Below are 21,653 nucleotides of genomic sequence, written 5' to 3'. Positions count from 1 at the left end.
TATTTAGCAATTATTTAAAAGTCAGGTTTACATTGATACCATATTGACGAACAGGAGGTGTTTGGCTGGTATTATTGATACCCAAACCATTACCAGTTGTAAAGCTGTATTCAGGATCAGTGAAATCGTTCTTTGAATCCACAATAGTAATCAGGTTACGACCATATAACGAAATGCTGGCGCCGGCAAATATCTTTGTCTTGGAGATGAGCGTTGAAGGGAAATTATAAGAAAGGTTGATATCCCTTAACTTGATAAACCAACCTGGAACAGTGAAGTTTTCAGCGATCAAACGGTAATAATCTACCCACAGGGAATATTCTGCTTCTGCTACATTCACGTTCGTATTGGGAACAAATTTGCCGGTACCGTCATCATACGCTGAATTGGGGAATACATGCGGTGCACGATCTGCTGTCCAACCACCGGAACCTGTAAAGGTCATCTGGCGGCCAAGATCACTGTAAATAACATTACCACCACGATATTCAAAGTTAACAGCCAATGTAAAATCCTTATATCCTGCCTTTGTACCCCAGCCAAGGATATGTTTAGGCAGCGCACGGCCAAGGTTTTTCAATGGTCCTTGAGAAGGATAACCAGTGGTTTTATTTACAATAACCCTGTTTGTAGCAGGATCACGCACATAAGAAATAGCCTTTATTGATGGGAATGCTTCCTTGTTTATTACATAAGATCCTGCGTAGGTGTAACCGCTTAACAGGAAGTCATTTACACCAGGATACAGATCGATTACCTTGTTTTCGTTATTGGAATAACGAACGCTGAAATCCCAGTTGAAATTGGTATTGCGGATGATCTGTACTTTCAGGTCTGTTTCATATCCCCAGTTCCTGGATTTACCTACATTCAAGCGAAGGTTATTATATCCTGTAGAATTGGGTATTTTTACAGTGATCACCTGGTCAGTGGTGGTTTGTGTATAGTAAGTAAAGTCAAGGTTCACACGGTTATTGAATAACTGGAACTCACCGCCTACCTCAAATGAATTTACTTTTTCAGGTTTTAAGTTATTATCGGGCAAAACATCACCCACTGTCAAACCAACCGTATTACCGTAAGGGAAACCACCGGCATTGGGGTAAGTAAGATCAAGGCCATATAATGGAATATTATCAGCTACGTTCTTGCTATATCCCGCGCGGATTTTTGCATAATCCAGTATGTTGGTTTGCAAACCTGGCACAAGGTCAGTTAAGTTTGTAGAGATATCAACACCGTAATACGGATATTGATACAGGCTGGAAGAACGATTTTCTTTGTAGAACTTGGATGTTCCATCCATACGGAAAGTACCATGTATAAATACCAAGTCTTTCCATCCTGTTAACAAGTCGGCATAATAACCATATTTCCTGTATTCAGTATTACCTTCACCACCGCCCAATTCACCTTGGCGGTTAGCAACGTTATTTACACCAGCCACTACAATAGAACCGGAACTTACTTCTACTGTTTTGGTTTTCCTGTCATATAAGCTAAAGCCCAGTACACTCTTAAAACTCCAATCACCAAAGTCCTTATTCATTTGTATCTGGAACTCATTGTTCACGATGTTTTCTACAGCATTCATATCATACACACTTCCTGCAAGGTCAGCACCTGTACGGGTAATACCTTCGCCATCATCCTGATCCCAGGGATCTGGTACATAAGCTTTTGTCTTGGCCCAGGTGCTGTACGTGTATTTCCCAACAGTATTTTTTGACTACGCGTATTGTTGAGCACACCCAGTTTGTTGTAAATATTCATCCAGCTGAACAGCTTATAGTTCAACTCCACATTTCCAGTAATATTGGCATCACCATACTTTGTACGGTCATTATCCAACCGAAAATAAGGGTTGGTAAAGTAATCATTATAATAAGCATTGGGGCTGGCAAATTTATTGTTTCTCCAATCCCTCAACTTAGATAGAGGTATATGTGCTGCCTGGTTGATCGTTTCATTATAAAAATCAAACGTGGTCCGGTCATAATTGGCTTGCACATAACCCAGGTTGAAAGCAGCTTTCAGGCGACCTGATTCATGAGCAGCAGAAAGCCTTACACCTGTACGGCGGCTCTTGTCTTCCGGCACAACACCTTGCGCCAGGTTATTTTCAAGCGACATGTAATAGCTGGTATTATCATTACCACCACTGAATGAAACCTGGTTATTGGTTGTCAGGCCTGTGTTCCAGATACGCCTTCTTTCACCTGCAATAGCAGAATAAGGTATCTCATAAACACTGCCATCTTCCAAAACGCGGCCTACGGGACGCATGGACCCATCATACTGATCACCAAATTGCTGGTTCTCATAAGAGCGCCAGTTGTCTTTCATGCGATCCAGGTAATTCGGCTTCCAGGCACCGGTACCAAAACCAGCTGCATAGTGCGAACCACTACCAAATTTATCCTGGTACTCAGGCAGAAAACTGATCTGCTCAATATTGGTAGCATTGCTATAGGTAACCTTCATTTTGCCTTTGCTTCCCTTTTTAGTAGTAATAACAAGTGCACCATTTACACCATCCGATCCATACAAGGTAGCAGCCTGTCCACCTTTCAGGATCGAAATACTTTCAATATCATTGGGGTTAAGCAAGTTGAGCATGGTAGCTGATCCGGGTGGCATGGGCAATCCATCAATCACCACCAACGCGTCATTATTACCCGTCATGGAACGGTAACCACGCAATACTATTTTAACAGCCGGGTCTACTGAGTTATTAACATTGAAGATGGCCAGACCAGACACTTTACCAGATAAACTTTGCGCTATCTGGGGCGACCTTCCCACCGTTATGTCTTCATTGGTTACCCTGGCTACTGAATAGCCCAGCTCTTTAGGCCGACGGCGGATGCCCTGCGCTGTTACAATCACCTCATCCAGCTGTTTATTTGATTGTAAACCTGCAGTAAGTGTAAGCTGGTTTCCAACAGTTATTTCCTGTTGATCATAGCCTACTGCGGTAAACACCAATACATCGGTGGAAGAAGCTTCGATAATAAAAGTACCATTTTGATCTGCGGAGGAACCTGTAGTTTTTCCTTTGATTCTGACTGTGGCAAAAGGGATGGGGATGCCTTTTCCGTCAGTGACTTTACCAGTAATCTTTCTGGTTTGGGACAGTGCAGGTAATGCAATGACCACCAGCACTGCGAGCAGTGATAGAATTTTTCTCATGTGACTGTTAGTTTATTTTTAAACTTTTTTAAAAGTAGGGATTTTTATACTTTTAAAAAAATTAACAAATAATAAATTGCGTATCGGTATAAAAAACGTACTCACACATGGGTTTGCTTCCCGACATAATTAATCCTAGCCAAACCTACCCCGCACACGCAAAAAGCCGCAAGTGCAAATGATGGGGACAGCAAAAAATGTTGTGGAGGGGAAAAACAAGTTGAAGTAAAACCAACCACAGAGGTAATGAACATCCCGGGAGATGCCAATAATGCAGTAGCATAAAGTACTGACGCTGTAGGCAGCGATAGCTTTTTTCTCATGTGACTGTTCTTTTTAAGTACCTGGTAAAGCGTACTTATTTCAAATGTTTAAATGTCCAATGTAACAATTAGGATTAGACAAAGTCAACATTGTAATAGCTGCAATATGATGAAAATTATCCGAAAGAATCAAATCATCCTACAATTATTACCTCAGCTTATATGATGCAAAAGGAATCAATCACTTATAAATAAAACATTTGTATCTATCGAAAAACAAACGCCCCGGAATGATTTCCGGGGCGTTTAATAAATACAGAGCAGTGCTTATTACTGCTTCCAATACCCGATAAAAGCTGGTTACTTCGGTCTTTTATAGATCAGTGTATCAGTATGTAACCTTGCTGCAGGCCCTGCTCCCCAGGTAAATTGAATATAAAATGTTTTCGTAGCAGGGTCGTAATGCTGGTCATAGGTACTGGTAGCTATAATACCAGCAGCACTTGTAATGGACAGTTTATTGGTTGCCTCATCCAGCGTAATTTTGGGCTCATAGCCACCAGGCAAAGCACTACCTCCTCCATTTGCCCAGGGTACCTGTCCTTCCCATTGGATGGAAGTAGGTCCTGCGGTTCCGAATGACCTTTCTATAGGACCTACCGGCCCACTCAATACAGGATCACCTGCCCTTAAGGCAGCACCCCGCACTTCATAAATGCCTTCATAAGCATTTTTAATGCTTAATAAAGCCAATATATCCAGCTTGCCGGTAGTGAGGGTATATGTTCCGCCATCCGTAACTGTAAATCCCAAAGCATACCTTTTGGAGAGGTCCCATTTTTTCCCATTCAGGTTAATGGCAAATTCATGGGCAAACTGACCTGCCTGGAATTTAACCTCAAATTGAGCTCCTACTTTAGGGTTGCTTTCATGCCAGGTATACAAGCTATCGGGCAATAATTCGTAGGAAGTACCATGAGCACCATTGTAAGCGGCTAACAGGTCAGGCGTTGCCTTCAATTTGACAGCGCCTCCCCCTCCTGCAACCTGGCAGTTGAATTCGCATCTTTCCGAACACTGAACAGCTCTATTTTTTAATCGTTGAAAAAGGTGTCAAAAAGAGTTGATTTTCGGGTGACTCCATTACTTTGACAAACGTGCTTCCATGATTGGTCGTATCTGTTACTTCGTCCTTGATACAGGAAGCGAACAACAGGCAGATCCCAGCCACCAGGAGTGCTTTATTGATTATGTTGAATTTCATATACTTTCAGTTTTATTGGTGTTAGGGCAGGTTTATTGATCCCACCATACTTTAGCGTCCTGTGTATCGCCACCGGGCATAGCGGCCGCTGCTGCTTTTACAACAGTATTGTTGGTTCCATATTCATGTATACCGTACGTCATCCGGCGCACAATTTGCTTGGAAGGATTGGTTGCATCAGGAGCTGGTGTCAATACCGGGAAACCCGTCCTCCTCCATTCGCTCCAACCTTGTAAACCATCGGGATAAGTAGCAATCCAACGTTGGGTAGCAATTTGCTTCAGGTTGGCCCCTGTTCCCGTAGGAGCAGTGAAAGCCACATTGGTTTGGGTAAAGTAGTTGGCAGCAGGAGCAGGCAATGCCCACTGATCAAAAGAGGATCTGATACCGTTCTCAAATAAGGCCTGTGCACTTTCGGTAGTCCAGCCACGATCAGCCGCTTCTGCCCTGGCCAGGCTTACATGGGAAGCGCCTAAAACCACCACAGAAGCTTTCTCCACCCTATAGGAACCACGCAGAATACGAGCCCATCCGGGATTAGCAGTAGTAAAAGCCTCTGCTTTGGCTCTTTCAAGACCGTAAGGCACCCCAACATTAGAGGTTACATTGAAGTCAGGTGAGGATAACAGTTCGGACTTACCACCAAAAGCCGTTTGACGACCATCGCCCAGAGCAGCCATCATATCCGTCATGGTTTTACTTTCTGCCACATCCTTTCTTCCATCATATGCAACGTACCAGGGACTCTTAAATCCTTCGCCTGGATAAGTAACTATCAGGTTATCCGCATTGGTAGTAATAATTCCTCCTGGTGCAGTCAGTGCAGCTTTAAACTGGGTAGCAGCATATTCACCAGCGCCAGGGAATTTTTTTGATAAGCGTAATGCCATTACCAACCGCACAGAATTGGCAAATTTTTTCCATTTTGCCACATCGCCATTGGTAACTACATCGCCTCCGAGAAATGAATTATCGAAAGCGGCAGCTGCCTCGGTTAACTCTTTAATTACTCCTTCATAAATGTTTTTTGTGCATCATATGTTGGATTAGGATTCCCTTTAGGGCCGTACTGTAAGGCACATCACCCCAACGGTCGGTCACAGTCCAGAACACATAGGCCTTGATAATACGGGCCAGTTGTTTTTGATTATTAGTGGCATCCTTAAGCTTGCTCAGGTATTCACAGTCATATAAAACACCGGCATATTCATCCCTGAATTCAGCTTGCGGAACACTGTACAAGGAGGCATCGGTATATTGTGTTTCAGAGAAAAACTGGCAATACAATCCGCCCCTTCCCTGAGTAGCATAACCTCCCACACTTGCGGTGATACTGGCCATTAAGGCATTGGGAATAGCCGTACCGGTAGTACCAGGATTCACGTTGGTATCTCCGAAATCATCTATTTTGGTACAGCTTGTTGCTACCATCAGCGGCAGTAACAGTACTGGTATATATTTCTTAATATTCATGATTTAATACTTTTAGGATAATCAAATTAAAAACTTACGCGAAGGTTAAAACCAATGCCACGTGTACCAGGCAGGTTACCTGCTTCACCACTTAGGCTGCTGATCTCAGATGGATCAAAGTCTTTTGTTTCAGCATAGATCAGTAACAGGTTCCTGGCTACCAAGGAGAAATTGGCCCTGGTGATCCATTTATCAATACCCAGCTTTTTAATAGGGATGTTATAGCCTATTGACAATTCGCGCAGTTTCACATAAGTGAGATCGTATACAAACTCATCAAAGGTTCTGTTATTATACATGTTATGATAGTATTCCTGTGCTTCCACATAATGATCTACAGGTTTACCATCAGCATCTACCCCAAATATGTGCATACCGCCACCATCAGCCACTGCATCACGAATGGGATTTCCTTTATCATTCACAGCAGCTGTGCGGGCAGTAAGACCAGAATAAGATCCCCACATATCAGACAGGGAGAAGAACTTACCACCTTTCTGATAATCGATGTTTACGTTAACGGTAAAGTTCTTGTAGATCTCGAAATTGTTCTGTATACCACCAGTATATTTAGGTAAGACGTTTCCATAAAACACTTCAGCATCACGAACATAAAAGCCATGATCGTCCAATACGGGTTGTCCGTTAATGCGCTTGATACCATTGCCGAAGATCTGTCCCCACTCTTTTCCTTCGTCATGTACCAGAATAGGACCAGTGGTTCCCCATAAGCCTTCAACTGTGATACGCTTAACCTGGTCGGCAATTTTCACGACCTTATTTTCCAGCAGGCGTCCCCAAGTAGCATTGATCTCCCACTTGAAATTAGGCATCCATAAAGGACGGGCATTAAATTGTAGATCTATACCTTTTTTGGTGATCTCACCTGTATTAATGAGCAAGCTGGTAAAACCGCTGGCACCATTTACAGGTACTGACCTGGGGATGTTTTTTTCTGTACCGTCCCAATAGGTAACTCCTAAACCGATACGGTTATTTAAGAATTTCAGATCAATACCTATCTCTTTCTGTGATTTTACAGCACCCTGGATGGCAGAATCTACCAATCCATCTGGCGTACTCATCAGGAAGTTGGAACCCCAGGGGTTAGCTCCTACACCAAACTCAAAGCCTGGATAACGGTATGCTCCAAAGGTTGTAGAGGTTGCTCCCAATGCTTGGGGATCTCACCCCAGGAAGCCCTGATCTTACCATAACTCAAGGCAGGTACCTTCAGCAGGTCACTAAATACAAATGAAATACCAAATGATTTAGACAATACATCATTGTTTGCAGGAGGCAACGTAGAATACCAGTCATTACGCAGGGTAAAGTCGGCAAACAGTAAATTACGCCAGCCGATATCACCTTTCACTAGGATGGCTTTGTACTTTTCTTCTGTTCTACCGTTACCGATAACGGGCCGGCCCTTTGAGTTGTTGATATTAAATAAGTCCGGCACGTTCAATCCATCCACGGTTTGGGCCGAATTGGATTTAAACAACCAACGGAAGAAATCAATACCAGCATTAACACCAAACTGAAAATCATTGACCTTTTTGGTATAAGTGGCCATAACCTCCAGGTTTTCCCTGTTGGAATAGGATTCGCCAGTGCTATAGAAACCTTTACATTCGCCACAGTTACCCGTAGTTTGGGTACCGCTGGTAGCCAGGTTGGAACTATATTTTGATTCACCCCAGGTGGTATTTTGTTGTTTGCGATAGGTACCTCTAACGCGAAGATCATTGTTGATCTTATAGGTCAATGATATATCACCATAGAGCCTGTCGAGACCATCGTTATTTCTTACCAGGTCGGCCCAGGTATAGAAATTATACCAATAGTTTCCTGCGTAAAATGCAGCAGGATCATCAGCTTTGTAGGAAGTTGGATCATTGTGGTTCCAACTGGCATAAATACCTGTAGGAGTTCTCAGGCCTCTTAACTCCTTCATGATACCCATATCGAGATCGCGGTGAAACCACTGGTTAAATGAACCTGTTGACTGGTTGGAATAACCATCATCGAAATCCCCTTGCCTTTTTTGTGAAATATAGTTCACGTTGGCGCTCAAGGTAAAATGTTGGTTAAGGTCAACGCTGGTGTTTATATTAAGCGTATGTTTCTTAAGCCATGAACTGGGTAACAAACCTTTTACATCCACATTACCATAAGATACGCGGAGGTTCATATTATCAGTGGCTTTAGAGAAACTGATGGAGTTATTATAGATCGAGGCCGTTTGAAAATAATCCTTGCCGTTATCAGGCTGTGGATTCAGCTTGGCCGTTTTAAAGGAGTAAGGAGTTCCTTCATACCAGGCATACCAGGGAATATACTCCTGGCCTACCATGCGTGGACCCCAGCTGGCATCATCAGAATAGTTGTGGTAATATTTTCCATCCAGTGCTTTCCAGGCTTCGGGCTGACCTGGTTTCCATACATACTGTTGGAGATCAGCATTACCACCACCAGCATAAGTATTCTGATAATTGGGCAGTACATACACTTTTTCAAATTGTGCACCGGTATTTACATCAACGCCAATACCTTTTGCATTCTTTTTAGCCTTTTGAGGGTAATAACAATGGCGCCATTAGCACCCTGTGAGCCGAACTGGGCTGCAGCAGCAGGCCCTTGCAATACCGTAACGTCCTCAATATCATCTATGTTGATATCGTTGGCGCTTGGTAAAATGGTTCCATCTACTACATAGATAATACCTTCATCACCACCTAACCCAGAAGCACCACGTAAACGGATATTACCTACGTTACCCAGTTTGGCGGCTGATTGGCCACGAAACTGGAGGCCGGAAACTTTACCCGCCAGTGCACCATTGAGGTTCGTTTGGCGAATCGTGTTCAACTGCTCATTACTAACAACTTGTGCGTTGTAAGAAGTAGAACGCTGTGTTTTTTGGTACCATACGCACCAGTCACAACTACCTCTGCCAAGGCATTGTTGTTTTTGGTAAGCGTAATGGCTACCACATTGGTGGCGCCCACTGTAACTTCTTTGGTAGTAAGGCTTTGTGCAGAGATCACTAAAACATCGCCTGATTTAACTTTTGCGGAGAAGGTGCCACTGGCATCAGAAACGAAGGCAATCTTGGTGCCCTTAAGTACAACAGTGGCGAATGGAACGGGATCACCTAGCTCATCAGTGATCTTACCGGTAACGGTTTTGGTTTGCGCAAATGCCAATACTGTATATAGTACTAGCACTGCGAGCAGTGTTAGAAATTTTCTCATGTGACTGTAATTTTTAAATATGAACCAACGTAAATATAGGAACTTTCGAATAACCTCAAAAAAATGTTAAAATAGGATGACGGTATATATAGGTAGACAAGCGGAAAATTTAAAGTGCTGCAATGTTTTTCATGAAAACTTTATCGCATTGAGAATCATTATTTAAGAATATCGATGAGTGTTAGTTTAAGATTGATCAGTTACCAACTGCATCCTACAGATAACCGTTGTAAAAAGGAGGATTCAATTTGGGGGAGGTGCTATATGGGGGCCAAAGCAGTAAAAAAGCCGGCTGTAGAGAACTACACCGGCTGAATTACAGTCACAAAGAATAAAAAATGTTATTGGTCAACCCATGTCCTGGTGGTCAACGCGTCGGGCCCTTGTCGGCCGATGACTGTATTATAATTTTCTGTATTGAGATCTCTTTCGGTAGTGGGGTACGCCTGCCTGCGGGGTATTTGTCCGCCTGAAACCGGTGCTGCGCCGGGTGCAGGGGTCAAAACAGGATACCCTGTTCTTCTCCACTCTGCCCATGATTCATAACCGTTACCGAGATAGCTGGCGATCCATTTTTGTGTTTGAATAAGTTCTACAGCATTGGCTGCATTGTATACTACCGCCGGTTGGATGATATATGTGGCATAACCACTTGCTTCAAACTGATCCAAGGATGCTTTGATACCAGCCAGGTAGAAGGTAGCTGCGGCGGCTTCTCCGCCAGGTATCCAACCAAGGTGAGCAGCTTCGGCCTGTGCAAACTGCAACTGGGCATAAGTAGTAACTGCTGCTTTGGAATTTTGCTGCCTGAATACCCTGCCTATCAGGGAGATATTACCTGGTCTATCAACGGTACCGGCTGCATAGCCTACAGGCGAGGTAAGCCCATAAGGCATTCCCGCATAAGTACCACTGGCTGTAGTATCGGCAAATTTTGCCAGGCGTGGGTCATTCAAAGCTTTCAGTTTATTAACCATTGTGGTACTGATAGCGTAATCATATCTTTTACCCACCACATAGTTATTGTACCAGGGGTTTTGGTTATTGGCATCGCTGAGGTACTTATAGAAAATAGTATGGTTGTTATTTTCGAGTACGCCGTCTGCCAATGCTGCTGCAAACTCGGCTTTACCGGTAGCGGCATCCGCTTTTGACAAGCGCAAGGCCATGGTCATGCGGATAGAAGCAGCCCATTGTTTCCACCAATCCATATCACTACCCAGCAGGATATCGCCAGTGGGACCGGCCCCGGCATCAATTCCCGCAGCGGCATCCTTTAATTCCTGGAAGAGCGCCTTGTATACATCCTGTTGCTTATCAAAAGCCGGGGTAATATCTTCCAGCTTTTTCAGGGCGGCAGAATAAGGAATATCGCCCCAGCGATCAGCCATTTGCATAAATATATAGGCCTTCAATATACGCGCTGCAGCAATTTGATTTGCATGCGAACCATTCGGAAAAACATACGCCAGATCCTTGGTGGAATCATAGGTATTCAGATCAATGACCGTTTGCAGATCATTGAGCGCACCGTTGTATAAGGAGTTGTAATCAAAGATGCGGCTCGAATAGCGGGAGGCCTGTGTATAAAACACCTCTGATATTTGTTGCACATACAATAATGGATCTGCAGCAGTTATTGATCCTATACCTGTGCTCAACCCGGACCGGATGGCATTGGTAAATAACAATTTGGTATTGGGATCTTTAGGATTATTGGGATCGACATTCAAATCACCAAAATCGCCTGGTTTCTTACAGGAGGCTACTACTGCAGCAACCAGTAAGCAGGAGGCCATATACTTGACAATACTTTTTTCATAATTCTCTCTTTTAAATTGGTTAGAACTGCAGCTTCAGGTTAAATCCAAGTGTGCGTGTACCTGGTAACTGACCACTGTCGAACCAGGGAGTTTGCAACTGAGAAGGATCAATTCCTTTCACCGTACTGTAAATGAGCCAGGGGTTCTGAGCGATGATGGAAAAGGTGGCATTTTGGATAGCCAGCTTTTGATACCAGCGTTTGGGCAGGTTATATCCCAACCTTACTTCACGAAGTTTAACGAAAGTGGCATCATATACCCACTGCTCCCAAAGGGAAGAAAGAACAGACTCATAATATTCCTTGGTATCCAGGTACACTTCATTGGGTTTACCATCTGATTCACGTACACCATCTACGCGTACGCCACCACCATCGGCCACATCATTACGCTTGGGAATTCCCTTGTCATTATTACCTACAGTAATTTTTGCCAACCCAGAACTCGCATTCTGCATGCTGGTCAAAGACATCAGCTTACCGCCTTTTGAAAGTCAATGGAAAATCCAAGGGTAAAACCTTTATATGTTACTTCGTTGTACACACCACCGGTATAATCAGGCAAAATAGAACCCAGTTCTTTATTTTGCTCAACAATGGGATAACCATCATCGTCTACCAGAATTTTTCCGGCATCATTGCGCTTGTAACCATCACCCACCAATATACCGTATGACTCCCCAACGCGTGCATTCACGCTGATAGAAGGAGATCCTACGAACCCAAAGGAAGAGCCTAGTCCGGCAGGATTCACTACCAGGTTCTTACTATCCATATACAGTTTCTTAACCTTATTCCTGTTAAAACCAATATTAAAATCAATATCCCAGGTAAGGTCTTTGGTCCTGATGGGTGTACCACCCAGGCTTACCTCAACACCATGGTTGGCAATATTACCGGCATTCACCAGGGCAGCACTATAACCTGTAGTACTTGGAATGGTCAGGTTAATGATCTGATCCTTGGCCTCACGGCTATAGTAATTGAAATCAAACCTTACCCTGTTCTTCAGGAACCGGAGTTCGGTACCTACTTCATAAGAAGTAGACAAGGTTGGTTTCAATACGCTATTGGGAATTGAATTGGGTACAGAGAGTGTAGGATAAATATCATACAGGGTACCCATAGTATAGGACTGATTAATATTATAAGCATCAATATCAGATCCAACCTTGGCTACTGAAGCCCGGATCTTACCAAAGCTGAGGATATCATTGGCAGGGAGCAATTCAGTGAATACGAATGAAGCTGCTGCGCCGCCATACAAATAAGAGTTGTTGCTTGCAGGTAGTGCTGAAGACCAATCGTTACGTAAGTTCAGATCCAGGAACACCATATTTTTCCAGCCCAGTGAAGTGTAGCCATATACACTTCTGACTTCTTTCCGTGTTTCCAGGTTATTGGTAGTGGGCCTGTTTACAGAAGCGGCAATATTATAATATCCAGGGATTGCCAGTCCACCTACAGTAGCCTCATTCACATAATTCCTGTAGTTGGTTCTTTTCTCTACATAGGCACCGGCACGAACAGAATAGTCACCAAATTCATTATCATACTCCACACTACCTACAAAGTTCAATTCGCGGGTATTATCGGTATAAGTTCTATAAGAATCCTGATTCAGCGTTCCAGAAGCAACACGGGTATTGAAATTTTGGTTGTATACATCCGCTCTTGCCAATATGGAAGCCCTTAAGTGTGGAGTAAATTTATAAGTACCACCTATGCTTCCGTAAACTCGCTGGCGCTTATTATTGGAGATATTCTCATACACTTCAGTATAAGGGTTGTCCCAGTATTTCGGACTGGGGTCTCGGGGATCATTAATATTCCAGGAGGTATAACTACCGTCGGATTTCTTATATCTTTTCAACTTACCCACTTCCAGGTTACGTTGAAACCATTGGTTGAATGAACCGCTGGTTTGGGTACCATACCCTTCTTGCGGTACATTGAACAAATACTCATACACATAGTTGATATTGGTATTTAAAGTAAACTGCTTGGTGAGATCAATACCGTTATTGATCGACAACCAGTTTTTAGTTTGACGGCTATTGGGGTTATACCTGTACGCGACAAGTTAGTAAATGATACACGCGTATTGGAATTATCCGTCACCTTTGAGAAAGCCACATTGGTATTATAAGCAACACCGGTATTGTAGAAATCCCGGATATTATTGGGCTGTGCTACAAAAGGTTTTTGCTTTGCATATTCAGGATCTTCGGAATCCCATGCATACCAGGGCGCGTAGAGAGAACCATCCATGCGGGGGCCCCAGCTTTCGTCTGCAAAATAATCATAGTATTTAGCACCATCCATAGCCTTCAAGGCAATGGGATCGGTGGCAGGATCGTATTTGAAAGTATACCAGTCCTGTGAATAACCACCGCCATATTCATTTTGGTATTTAGGCAAAGTTGCCAGCCTTTCAAAAGTAGTGCTTTGATTAAACTCCAGGCCAATACCTGCACTCTTTTTACCTTTTTTAGTAGTGATCACAATCACACCCTCCGAACCGCGTTGACCATATAAAGAGGTAGCGGCAGGTCCTTTAAGTACGGAAAGTGATTCTACATCATCCATGTTCACATCTCTTGCATCGGTAGGTACGCCATTCACTACATACAATGGGTTACCAGTTCCAAGGCTATTTACCCCACGAATACGGACAGTAGAGGTACCAAACTTGGCACCAGAACCACCCAATACCTGTATACCTGCTACTCTACCAGCCAGGGCAGTATTGAGGTCCACCTGTTTCGTTTGGGTAAGTTTGTCGCCCTGGATCTCCTGGACAGCCACACCCACAGATCTTTTGGACCTTGAAACGCCCATGGCAGTTACCACCACTTCCTGCATGGCTTCGGCATTCCGCAGGAAACATTGACAGCGCCGGAGGCGCCTACTTTTGCTTCGGTATTTGTATATCCCGAAGCGCTGATCACAAGAACAGCTCCTTGTTGTGCATTAATGGAAAAGTTACCGTTGGCATCAGCGGCAGATCCGGTAGTAGTGCCTTTGATTTTGATAGAAGCGAAAGGAATGGGGTCTCCTTTGCTGTCTTTTACCTGGCCGGTCACTGTGCGGGATTGACCATGGGCCATAACAGCGCATAATGCCAGCGCTGTTAGCAGCGTTAGAATCTTTCTCATGTGTGATTTTAATTAATAAATAAAAAGATGCAATAAACCAGAAGGAGTATTAATGTGACTGTTACGGTGCCAGACATACTAAGTGTCCTCCAAATTTTCGGTGATTAAGGCAATGCAATTAAACAAAACGCTGTTTATTTAAGAGTTTGTTAACGCATTTTTAACCAGCTTTTAATTCAAGTTAACGACTGGTTAACACTAATTAACACACGAAAATTTAGGCAGTATTAAAATCCTACCCCTTGTACAACTCAATACCAACAAGCATTTCATGCGATTCAAAAAAACGTTGCATCAGGTGCCAAACAGCTTGTAAAAGGTTTTAAAAAACACTAACTGAATAGGACAACCTACATTTACTTCATACATTAATAGGTTATTAATAAGTGTTATTAACGAGGCGTTAACATAAGCTGTATCCTAAATTCTGTCTTGCGTGGAGTAGTCATTTCATCAAATCCGCTACCAATAAGCATTTTTCCAGGGAATAAAAACTGTGCCAAACGCATCCAAAGGATACAGTCTATCTTTCTGGCACGCTTACGAACCAACATGTCAGATAGATTTTGCTTATAATTAATATAGTAGCGTAAGCCCTTGCCGCTAAACTGGGGAATGGAGAAATAGTATTGAACATCCTGTTCGTAAGCATATATCCGGGCATTGTATCCATCGGTTTCAAAAAATTGCAAGCGCATATTAGCGGCAAAGGAATGCCGGGGTGCATAAAAACTTCTGTGAAGGCTGAAAAACCTTTTTCAGTTATGGCATTCTCTCCGCCCTGGTACCAAACCAATTCTACCCTACTCTTTATCGTAATGGCTTCACCAGGCTGGAAGATCAACAGAGAACGCCAGTTTTGCCGCAGGGCTTTTACTACAGGCCTCAAAGGAAAATCCTCCACTAAACCATTGCTGGGTTTGTGCTCATGCCGGTAACGGGTTAATAGCTCAGTCGTTTTATTGGGTTTATACAATAATTGTATCAGGTATTCAGCACCGCTACCGGGTGCATTGACCCGGTATTTCAACCAGGGAAAACGAAAGCAATCGGCATAGGCATCGAGCTGCCAGGCAGGTGCTGGCCGTAAACTCAACCCCGCATACAACCCCTGTTCATTACCGGGCAAATAGTTTTCCGTGAAAGCGTTTCCCTGTATGGATTGATATGCCTTATCCATGCGCCAGTATACAATGGCTAGATCGGCTTTGGCATCCAGGCTCATCAACAGGCCATTCAACAAGGCCTTTTTGAATTGCCGGTCAATGGCCATTTCCCCATATACATGCAGGTTGCGGTGCGTAAAACTATAATCCAGACTATGGTTACTCCAACCCTTTCCCTCAACGGCAAAAAGATCATACATGTCAGTAGCCCTTTTAAAGGGTTTGGTAAATTGGTATTGTACGGTATTGAATCCAATATGCCAGGCTGGCCTCACATACTTGATAGATCCGCCCAGGGTAATGCGGCCCATATTTTGACGATCCTTCAATTCAGCCAACGTACGATGATAACCGGAAGTAAGGATAGAAGTCACGCTATCCTGGTCAAGATTAGCATCCAGTTTACGCCAGGAAGCAAATACCGTAGTTTCCCAATTCCTGTGTTGTAGGGTTATCCCCGCTCCCCGATGAAAATAATATTCGCCCGCTGCACTATAAGGTTTTAATACCGGCCCCTGCCGTTTTACCTGTAATACTGCCGAACTTTTTTAAAGGCCAGGCTTTGCCAATGTATGAGCCCCTGTCCCATGTTGACTGTAAAATCGCCCAGCGCCAGTGTTTTTATTTTACCCAGTTGCCGTGCAAAAAAGTGGAAGGAATAGAAGTCGAACCCTGTTCGTTGAGCACCCTTGAAAAATGACTCACCGGCATCCTTATCGGCAGTAATACCATATTGAAGCAAGTTGGCATAATTATACCGGTATCGCGTAAACAGGCGCATAGGGTTACCCTGATAATGGTCTTTATCATTAGTTGCAGGTGGCTGGTATCCTTTCGCTCTTTCTAATACCTGCGAGGCTCTTAACAATAGGGAATGATTCCCTGCATACAAACGTTTGCCAAAAGGTATGGACCTGTGGATTGCAATTCCCAATTGTACAAAGGGCAATAATTGCCGGATGGTGGCCGGGTCCCAGGCCGGAATAGCCTGCAATTCTTCTAAACTCACCAACCTGCCAAAAAGATTCCGGTAACGAAAAAATTAGCTATCTGCATAGCATTGAGCATGGGCAGCGATTCCAGCTCCGATACGGTGACTGTATTGAGATCAAGCGGATGACGGCGCAAGGATTCTAATTGTTGCCAGAACGTATCATCCTCATTTTCTATTTCAGTGATGCCGGCCTGGTTTTCCAGTTGTTGTTCCTGCACAGGCTCCTGGGCAACAAGGCTATTAACCGCCATTAAGACCACTATGGTAAACAGGGCTTTCAATTCTGTCGTTCTTTATTGGCCATAAAGATCAACATCAGGCCGGGACTGATGCCCAGTTGAGGATGATAACTGCCTGTAATATCAGCCCTGATATTTTTCCAACACCAGCCTATGCCCAACCAGGGAGTAGTGGTATGGGTAGCAATGCCTGCCCGCATAAAAAAACGGTTGTCCAGTATGTATTGTAAACCGGCTTGTACAGTTACCGGCTTTTCTTCGGCCTTAATAATATCAGCGCTGACCAATAATTTTTCAGAAACTTCATACCCGCCCCCCATTTTGTAAACCCAGGCCATTTTTCCTGCTGTTGTTTGCCATACTTGCCGCCCGAGGGATTGAATACCTGCACACCTATATGTACCTGGTCGCTAATATGCCAGAGGGAGGCTATTTCAACGATAGGGGTTCCAGCGCTGCCATAACCTGCTGCCCGGATCATGGCATAATTGAATTGAACACCCAGGTCTACCCGGCCCAGTTTTTGGCATAAGCAAGGCCTATTTGTGATTCATTGTATGCTCCCGACCCAAGGTATTGGGCTGCAATACCCCATCCACCCATTTTTGTAGGCAGGGCAATCATAGCCTGGTAGCTATTGAGTTTATCTTGCAGGAACCTCCTTTCAGCAAATACCCCTGCGCCAGCTCTTGTCAGATTGGCCAGTGCAGCCTGGTTGACCATACAAGAAAACACATCGGTAAAATGATAACTGTAGGCTCCCTGACCCAGCCAGGGCGCAGCCTGCGGGTAGCGAAGAGATTGTGAATGAGACTTTATCGCAATAAAGTAAGAACAGGACAATAAGAATAGGCGCAAGAAATGCGGTAAGCTATGGTTTTTCAATCGATTGGTTTTGGACTGCAAAAACTAACGTAAAAATGTACAAAACAGATTTTACCTTTGCGCCATGCAAATTTTAGACGGGCAGCTTGTATCACAGGCTACAAAAGATGAATTAAAGCTAAATGTAACCCAGTTAAGGCTGGAAGGTAAAAGATCCCTCACCTGGCGGCGGTTCTGGTAGGCTCCAATGGCGCCAGTGAAACATATGTGGCTTCCAAGGTAAAGACCTGTGAAGAGATCGGTTTTAAATCCACACTGGTCCGCCTGGATGAGGACATCAGTGAGTTCAAACTACTCAACATTATTGCCGAACTGAATGGCGACCCGGATATTGATGGTATCCTGGTGCAGCTTCCCCTGCCGAAACATATTTCTGATGAAGAAGTGATCAATGCCCTTGATCCATCCAAGGATGTTGATGGTTTCCATCCCATCAGTGTAGGCAAATTGGTGCAGGGATTGCCCACTTTTGTAGCGGCTACTCCCATGGCATCATGCTTATCCTGGAGCACTATAAAGTTGAAACAAAAGGCAAACATGCTGTAGTAATTGGCCGCAGTAATATTGTGGGCCGCCCTATGAGCATTTTGTTAAGCGCCAATACCAACCCCGGCAATTGTACGGTAACCCTTTGCCATTCGCAAACCAAAAACCTGAAGGAACTATGCCTGCAGGCTGATATCATTGTAGCGGCATTGGGCAAACCGGAGTTCTTAACGGCCGATATGGTGAAAGAAGGTGCTGTAGTAATAGATGTAGGTATTACCCGCGTACCAGATGCCTCAAAAAACGTGGCTATTCGATCAAAGGTGACGTAGATTTTACCAATGTATCACCCAAATGTAGTTACATCACCCCGGTACCCGGTGGTGTAGGTCCTATGACCATTGCTGCGCTAATGAAAAATACTTATGCGGCCTGTTTGGCCAAGAATTAGGTCCTAATTACTTATATAGATTGGGCTGTAGAGCAGGGAATCAATGATCCCTGTTCTACAGCCTTTATTTGAATACCCCTTATTACCCATTAATACCAAATTTTCAATAATTCAAAAGGGATTAAACAGGGCCCAAACTCGGACAAAAGACGGACTAAAGGCGCACAAAAGAGAGGTTGTAAGTCTGTTTACTGTGTGTTTATAGATGTTTTAGTATAAGTTCATATTATTTATTTATTCAACATAATACCTGCCAGTCACCGGCTACAAGCATCCGCCTTAAATTCGTAAATTTGCGGCTTATGGAAGCAAGTGCAGTACCGGCCGTGATCAGTTTGCCCGTGATGGAGTCTTTCTATACCATTCAGGGAGAAGGGTTTTATCAAGGCAGAGCGGCTTATTTCATCCGCCTGGGCGGTTGTGATGTGGGTTGTGTATGGTGCGATGTAAAGGAAAGCTGGGATGCCTCCAAACATCCCCAACTGAGTATTGAGAAAATTGTATCGGCCGCGGCTGCTTATCCTGGTAAGCTGGCTGTAATTACTGGTGGCGAGCCATTGATGCACAACCTGGATGCGCTTACAGAAGCCTTGCATGAAGCTGGTATTCAGACCAATATAGAAACCTCCGGCTCTTCACCCCTAAGTGGCAACTGGGATTGGATCTGCCTATCGCCCAAAAATTCAAATTCCCCCTGCCTGAGATACTCCCCCTGGCCCATGAGCTGAAAGTGGTCATATTTAATAAAACTGATTTCGCCTGGGCCGAAAAACATGCCGCCCAGGTATCTCCCTCCTGCAAATTGTATTTGGCGCCTGAATGGGACAAGTCGAAAGAAATGACCCCGCTGATCATTGAATACATTAAAGAAAATCCTCAATGGGAGCTGTCTATTCAAATACATAAGTATATCAATGTACCGTAATGGATGCGGTCCAGTCGAAATAACCCCTTGTCGCTTACGTTTTAACATTTGGATACTATCTTACAGGTAGAAAATACCGTCTGGGTATAAGACCGACTGAAACAACACAAAAATTTAGCATGGGCATTAAGCGCTTCTGTACCATATTATTATTCCTGGTTGCACCGGTATTGATCATGGCTCAACAATATGACCCTGCCAAGGTGAATAAGAAGGCAGCAGCCTTGTATGAAAAAGCGATCGCCAAAGCACAGGAAGATGATTTCAAGGGGGATTCTCTTGTTGAAAGAAGCGGTTAAAATAGATCCCCGTTTCCTGGATGCCTACCTGTCTATTGCCGGTATGTATGGCGAAATGAAAGAATACCAGGGCGCCATTGAAAATTATGTAAAGGCTAAGGCCATTGATGCGGAATACTTCAGAGATTATAACCTGCCATTTTCAATCAACTTAGCCGGCAAAGGAGAGTTTGGCAAAGCACTGGAGGCTGTGACCGAATTCATGACCATTCCCAACCTCAATGAAAAAAGCCGCAAAGCAGGAGAATGGCGGCAGAAAAGTTATCAGTTTGCCATTGATTACAACAAACAAAAAAACTTGTTAGAATACAAGTTTGAGCCACAAAATATGGGCGATAGCATCAACTCGGTGGTATCGGAATATTATCCAGCACTTACCATTGATGGCAATGAACTGATTATTACCCGGCGGGTAAAGCATTACAATGAGGATTTCTTTGGTTCTGTACGTATAAATGGCAAGTGGTCGAAAGCTACCCCTCTTTCCGGCAATATCAATACAGATGCCAATGAAGGGGCGCAAAGCATTTCACAGGATGGCCAATGGCTCATTTTTACAGGGTGTAATTTCCCCGATGGTATGGGCAGTTGTGATTTATATATTTCCTACCTCACGCTTGATGGATGGAGTGCGCCGGTAAACCTGGGCAACCGGGTAAATAGTGATGGATGGGATTCAGCCCCCACCTTATCGCCCGATAAACGCGACTTGTATTTTGCCAGCAAACGCAATGATGGTTATGGCGGCAGTGATATCTATGTAAGCCATTATTTACCCAATGGACAGTGGACAGAAGCCGAGAACCTGGGGCCTGAAGTGAATACGGCCGGTGATGAAAGCTGCCCCTTTATTCATGCCGATAACCAGACCTTGTATTTTACTTCCAATGGACACCTGGGTTATGGAGGTGATGACTTGTTCATGATCAAAAAGGGGGCTAAGGGTACTTGGGGTAAAGCCGTGAATTTGGGCTACCCCATCAATACAATTGAAAATGAAGGCAGCCTCATTATTGCAGCGGATGGCAAGACAGCTTATTATGCCAGTGACCGCAGTGACAGTAAAGGAGGATTGGACATTTATACTTTTGAATTGCGCAATGATATACGCCCTGCCCGCACCTTATGGGTAAAAGGAAAAGTATTTGATAAGAAAACCACTAAAGGGCTTCCTTCAGCTATTGAGTTAACCGATCTGGCCACGCAGGAAGTATTGAGTAAGGTACAAACGGATGAAACGGGCAATTACCTCGTTACTTTACCCGTTGGCAAGGACTATGCCTTCAATGTAAACCGGAAGGGTTATCTGTTTTTCTCGGATAACTTTTCTTTAAGTCAAAAGGCACCCGACTCTACTTATCATATCGATATTCCCTTACAGCCATTAGAAGCCAACGCTTCAATTGTACTAAAGAATATATTCTTCGACAGCAAGCAGTTTGACCTGAAGCCCGAATCGACCTCAGAGTTGGATAAGTTGTTCCTTTTGTTACGCGACAATCCCACCATCAAAATACAGATCAGCGGGCATACGGACAATGTAGGTAAGCCGGAAGATAACCTCGTATTGTCAAATAATCGGGCACAGTCGGTAGTAAAATACCTGGTAGGAAAGGGTATTGATCAGCAACGGCTTTCCTTTAAAGGCTTTGGAGCTACAGTGCCGGTGGCCGATAATGCTACCGATGAAGGCCGGGCGCAGAATAGGCGTACCGAAATGAAAGTGATCAGCCATTGATCTCTTTAGTCTACTACTTCGGCCTTTGGTGAAAGTGTGAA

The 21,653-nt window shown here is 44.0% G+C and carries 28 protein-coding genes; 7 read left to right on the top strand and 21 right to left on the bottom strand.

The features are described 5' to 3' along the window. Positions 1-10: 10 nt before the first annotated feature. From RS881_RS11120 to RS881_RS11020, 21 genes are all read right to left on the bottom strand, one after another. Positions 11-1,594, bottom strand: a complete 1,584-nt coding sequence (locus RS881_RS11120) for a TonB-dependent receptor domain-containing protein (RefSeq protein WP_315821139.1) — start codon at positions 1,592-1,594, stop codon at positions 11-13. After that, positions 1,591-3,192 (bottom strand): TonB-dependent receptor plug domain-containing protein, encoded by a 1,602-nt coding sequence (locus RS881_RS11115; RefSeq protein WP_315821138.1) that lies wholly within the window; start codon positions 3,190-3,192, stop codon positions 1,591-1,593. Before RS881_RS11115 ends, RS881_RS11120 begins: the two co-directional genes overlap by 4 nt. 623 nt (positions 3,193-3,815) lie before the next feature. Beyond that, positions 3,816-4,475 (bottom strand): DUF1735 domain-containing protein, encoded by a 660-nt coding sequence (locus RS881_RS11110; protein WP_315821137.1) that lies wholly within the window; start codon positions 4,473-4,475, stop codon positions 3,816-3,818. Positions 4,476-4,542: 67 nt separating this feature from the next. After that, positions 4,543-4,719 carry a hypothetical protein gene (locus RS881_RS11105; RefSeq protein ID WP_315821136.1) on the bottom strand — a complete coding sequence of 59 codons (177 nt, stop codon included), beginning with the start codon at positions 4,717-4,719 and terminating at the stop codon, positions 4,543-4,545. A gap of 32 nt (positions 4,720-4,751) precedes the next feature. Then, the gene (locus tag RS881_RS11100) at positions 4,752-5,726 is read right to left on the bottom strand and encodes a SusD/RagB family nutrient-binding outer membrane lipoprotein (protein WP_315824434.1); all 975 of its coding nucleotides are present in this window, start codon (positions 5,724-5,726) and stop codon (positions 4,752-4,754) included. Positions 5,727-5,733: 7 nt separating this feature from the next. Beyond that, positions 5,734-6,192, bottom strand: coding sequence for a SusD/RagB family nutrient-binding outer membrane lipoprotein (locus tag RS881_RS11095; protein WP_315821135.1), 459 nt, complete (start codon positions 6,190-6,192; stop codon positions 5,734-5,736). Between the two features lie 26 nt (positions 6,193-6,218). Next, positions 6,219-7,277: a SusC/RagA family TonB-linked outer membrane protein gene (locus RS881_RS11090; RefSeq protein ID WP_315821134.1), complete on the bottom strand. Its 1,059-nt coding sequence runs from the start codon at positions 7,275-7,277 to the stop codon at positions 6,219-6,221. A 29-nt stretch (positions 7,278-7,306) separates the two neighbouring features. Continuing rightward, entirely contained in the window at positions 7,307-8,704 is a 1,398-nt protein-coding gene (locus RS881_RS11085; protein WP_315821133.1) for a SusC/RagA family TonB-linked outer membrane protein, read from the bottom strand. Positions 8,705-8,727: 23 nt separating this feature from the next. Next, positions 8,728-9,063 carry a TonB-dependent receptor plug domain-containing protein gene (locus RS881_RS11080; protein WP_315821132.1) on the bottom strand — a complete coding sequence of 112 codons (336 nt, stop codon included), beginning with the start codon at positions 9,061-9,063 and terminating at the stop codon, positions 8,728-8,730. Next, complete coding sequence (locus RS881_RS11075; protein ID WP_315821131.1) at positions 9,060-9,422, bottom strand: carboxypeptidase-like regulatory domain-containing protein; 363 nt, start codon at positions 9,420-9,422, stop codon at positions 9,060-9,062. Before RS881_RS11075 ends, RS881_RS11080 begins: the two co-directional genes overlap by 4 nt. 368 nt (positions 9,423-9,790) lie before the next feature. Beyond that, a complete protein-coding gene (locus tag RS881_RS11070) occupies positions 9,791-11,248 on the bottom strand; it encodes a SusD/RagB family nutrient-binding outer membrane lipoprotein (RefSeq protein WP_315821130.1) in 1,458 nt (485 codons plus the stop codon). A 43-nt stretch (positions 11,249-11,291) separates the two neighbouring features. Beyond that, positions 11,292-11,708: a hypothetical protein gene (locus RS881_RS11065; RefSeq protein ID WP_315821129.1), complete on the bottom strand. Its 417-nt coding sequence runs from the start codon at positions 11,706-11,708 to the stop codon at positions 11,292-11,294. A gap of 35 nt (positions 11,709-11,743) precedes the next feature. Beyond that, a complete protein-coding gene (locus RS881_RS11060; RefSeq protein WP_315821128.1) occupies positions 11,744-13,306 on the bottom strand; it encodes a SusC/RagA family TonB-linked outer membrane protein in 1,563 nt (520 codons plus the stop codon). After that, on the bottom strand, positions 13,261-14,136 hold the full coding sequence (locus tag RS881_RS11055; RefSeq protein ID WP_315821127.1) for a TonB-dependent receptor plug domain-containing protein: 876 nt from the start codon (positions 14,134-14,136) through the stop codon (positions 13,261-13,263). The genes RS881_RS11060 and RS881_RS11055 overlap by 46 nt, the downstream gene beginning before the upstream one ends. Then, a complete protein-coding gene (locus tag RS881_RS11050; RefSeq protein WP_315821126.1) occupies positions 14,118-14,429 on the bottom strand; it encodes a carboxypeptidase-like regulatory domain-containing protein in 312 nt (103 codons plus the stop codon). The genes RS881_RS11055 and RS881_RS11050 overlap by 19 nt, the downstream gene beginning before the upstream one ends. 523 nt (positions 14,430-14,952) lie before the next feature. After that, positions 14,953-15,969 carry a hypothetical protein gene (locus RS881_RS11045; protein ID WP_315821125.1) on the bottom strand — a complete coding sequence of 339 codons (1,017 nt, stop codon included), beginning with the start codon at positions 15,967-15,969 and terminating at the stop codon, positions 14,953-14,955. Between the two features lie 149 nt (positions 15,970-16,118). Beyond that, positions 16,119-16,604 carry a hypothetical protein gene (locus tag RS881_RS11040; protein WP_315821124.1) on the bottom strand — a complete coding sequence of 162 codons (486 nt, stop codon included), beginning with the start codon at positions 16,602-16,604 and terminating at the stop codon, positions 16,119-16,121. Next, positions 16,601-16,870, bottom strand: a complete 270-nt coding sequence (locus RS881_RS11035) for a hypothetical protein (RefSeq protein WP_315821123.1) — start codon at positions 16,868-16,870, stop codon at positions 16,601-16,603. Before RS881_RS11035 ends, RS881_RS11040 begins: the two co-directional genes overlap by 4 nt. Further along, positions 16,867-17,115: a hypothetical protein gene (locus RS881_RS11030; RefSeq protein ID WP_315821122.1), complete on the bottom strand. Its 249-nt coding sequence runs from the start codon at positions 17,113-17,115 to the stop codon at positions 16,867-16,869. Before RS881_RS11030 ends, RS881_RS11035 begins: the two co-directional genes overlap by 4 nt. Then, positions 17,073-17,309 (bottom strand): hypothetical protein, encoded by a 237-nt coding sequence (locus RS881_RS11025; protein ID WP_315821121.1) that lies wholly within the window; start codon positions 17,307-17,309, stop codon positions 17,073-17,075. The genes RS881_RS11030 and RS881_RS11025 overlap by 43 nt, the downstream gene beginning before the upstream one ends. Positions 17,310-17,335: 26 nt before the next feature. Then, positions 17,336-17,713, bottom strand: coding sequence for a hypothetical protein (locus tag RS881_RS11020; protein WP_315821120.1), 378 nt, complete (start codon positions 17,711-17,713; stop codon positions 17,336-17,338). 207 nt (positions 17,714-17,920) lie between these two features. Here RS881_RS11020 and RS881_RS11015 point away from each other — a divergent pair, with 207 nt between their 5' ends. The 7 genes from RS881_RS11015 (at position 17,921) to RS881_RS10985 (ending at position 21,612) form a co-directional block, all read left to right on the top strand. Continuing rightward, entirely contained in the window at positions 17,921-18,259 is a 339-nt protein-coding gene (locus RS881_RS11015; protein ID WP_315821119.1) for a tetrahydrofolate dehydrogenase/cyclohydrolase catalytic domain-containing protein, read from the top strand. Then, on the top strand, positions 18,208-18,531 hold the full coding sequence (locus RS881_RS11010) for a hypothetical protein (protein WP_315821118.1): 324 nt from the start codon (positions 18,208-18,210) through the stop codon (positions 18,529-18,531). The genes RS881_RS11015 and RS881_RS11010 overlap by 52 nt, the downstream gene beginning before the upstream one ends. Further along, a complete protein-coding gene (locus RS881_RS11005; RefSeq protein WP_315824433.1) occupies positions 18,516-18,650 on the top strand; it encodes a hypothetical protein in 135 nt (44 codons plus the stop codon). Before RS881_RS11010 ends, RS881_RS11005 begins: the two co-directional genes overlap by 16 nt. Positions 18,651-18,952: 302 nt before the next feature. Further along, positions 18,953-19,378 carry a 7-carboxy-7-deazaguanine synthase QueE gene (locus tag RS881_RS11000; protein ID WP_315821117.1) on the top strand — a complete coding sequence of 142 codons (426 nt, stop codon included), beginning with the start codon at positions 18,953-18,955 and terminating at the stop codon, positions 19,376-19,378. Positions 19,379-19,380: 2 nt separating this feature from the next. Then, positions 19,381-19,575: a hypothetical protein gene (locus tag RS881_RS10995; protein ID WP_315821116.1), complete on the top strand. Its 195-nt coding sequence runs from the start codon at positions 19,381-19,383 to the stop codon at positions 19,573-19,575. Between the two features lie 119 nt (positions 19,576-19,694). Continuing rightward, on the top strand, positions 19,695-19,874 hold the full coding sequence (locus tag RS881_RS10990) for a hypothetical protein (RefSeq protein WP_315821115.1): 180 nt from the start codon (positions 19,695-19,697) through the stop codon (positions 19,872-19,874). Beyond that, positions 19,834-21,612 (top strand): OmpA family protein, encoded by a 1,779-nt coding sequence (locus RS881_RS10985; RefSeq protein WP_315821114.1) that lies wholly within the window; start codon positions 19,834-19,836, stop codon positions 21,610-21,612. The genes RS881_RS10990 and RS881_RS10985 overlap by 41 nt, the downstream gene beginning before the upstream one ends. Positions 21,613-21,653: the final 41 nt, after the last annotated feature.

The sequence above is a fragment of the Paraflavitalea speifideaquila genome, assembly GCF_032395985.1.
GTDB classification, from domain to species: Bacteria; Bacteroidota; Bacteroidia; order Chitinophagales; family Chitinophagaceae; genus Paraflavitalea; species Paraflavitalea speifideaquila.
Note: the sequence above shows the minus strand (reverse complement) of the source record. Positions and strands in the feature narration are given on the sequence as shown.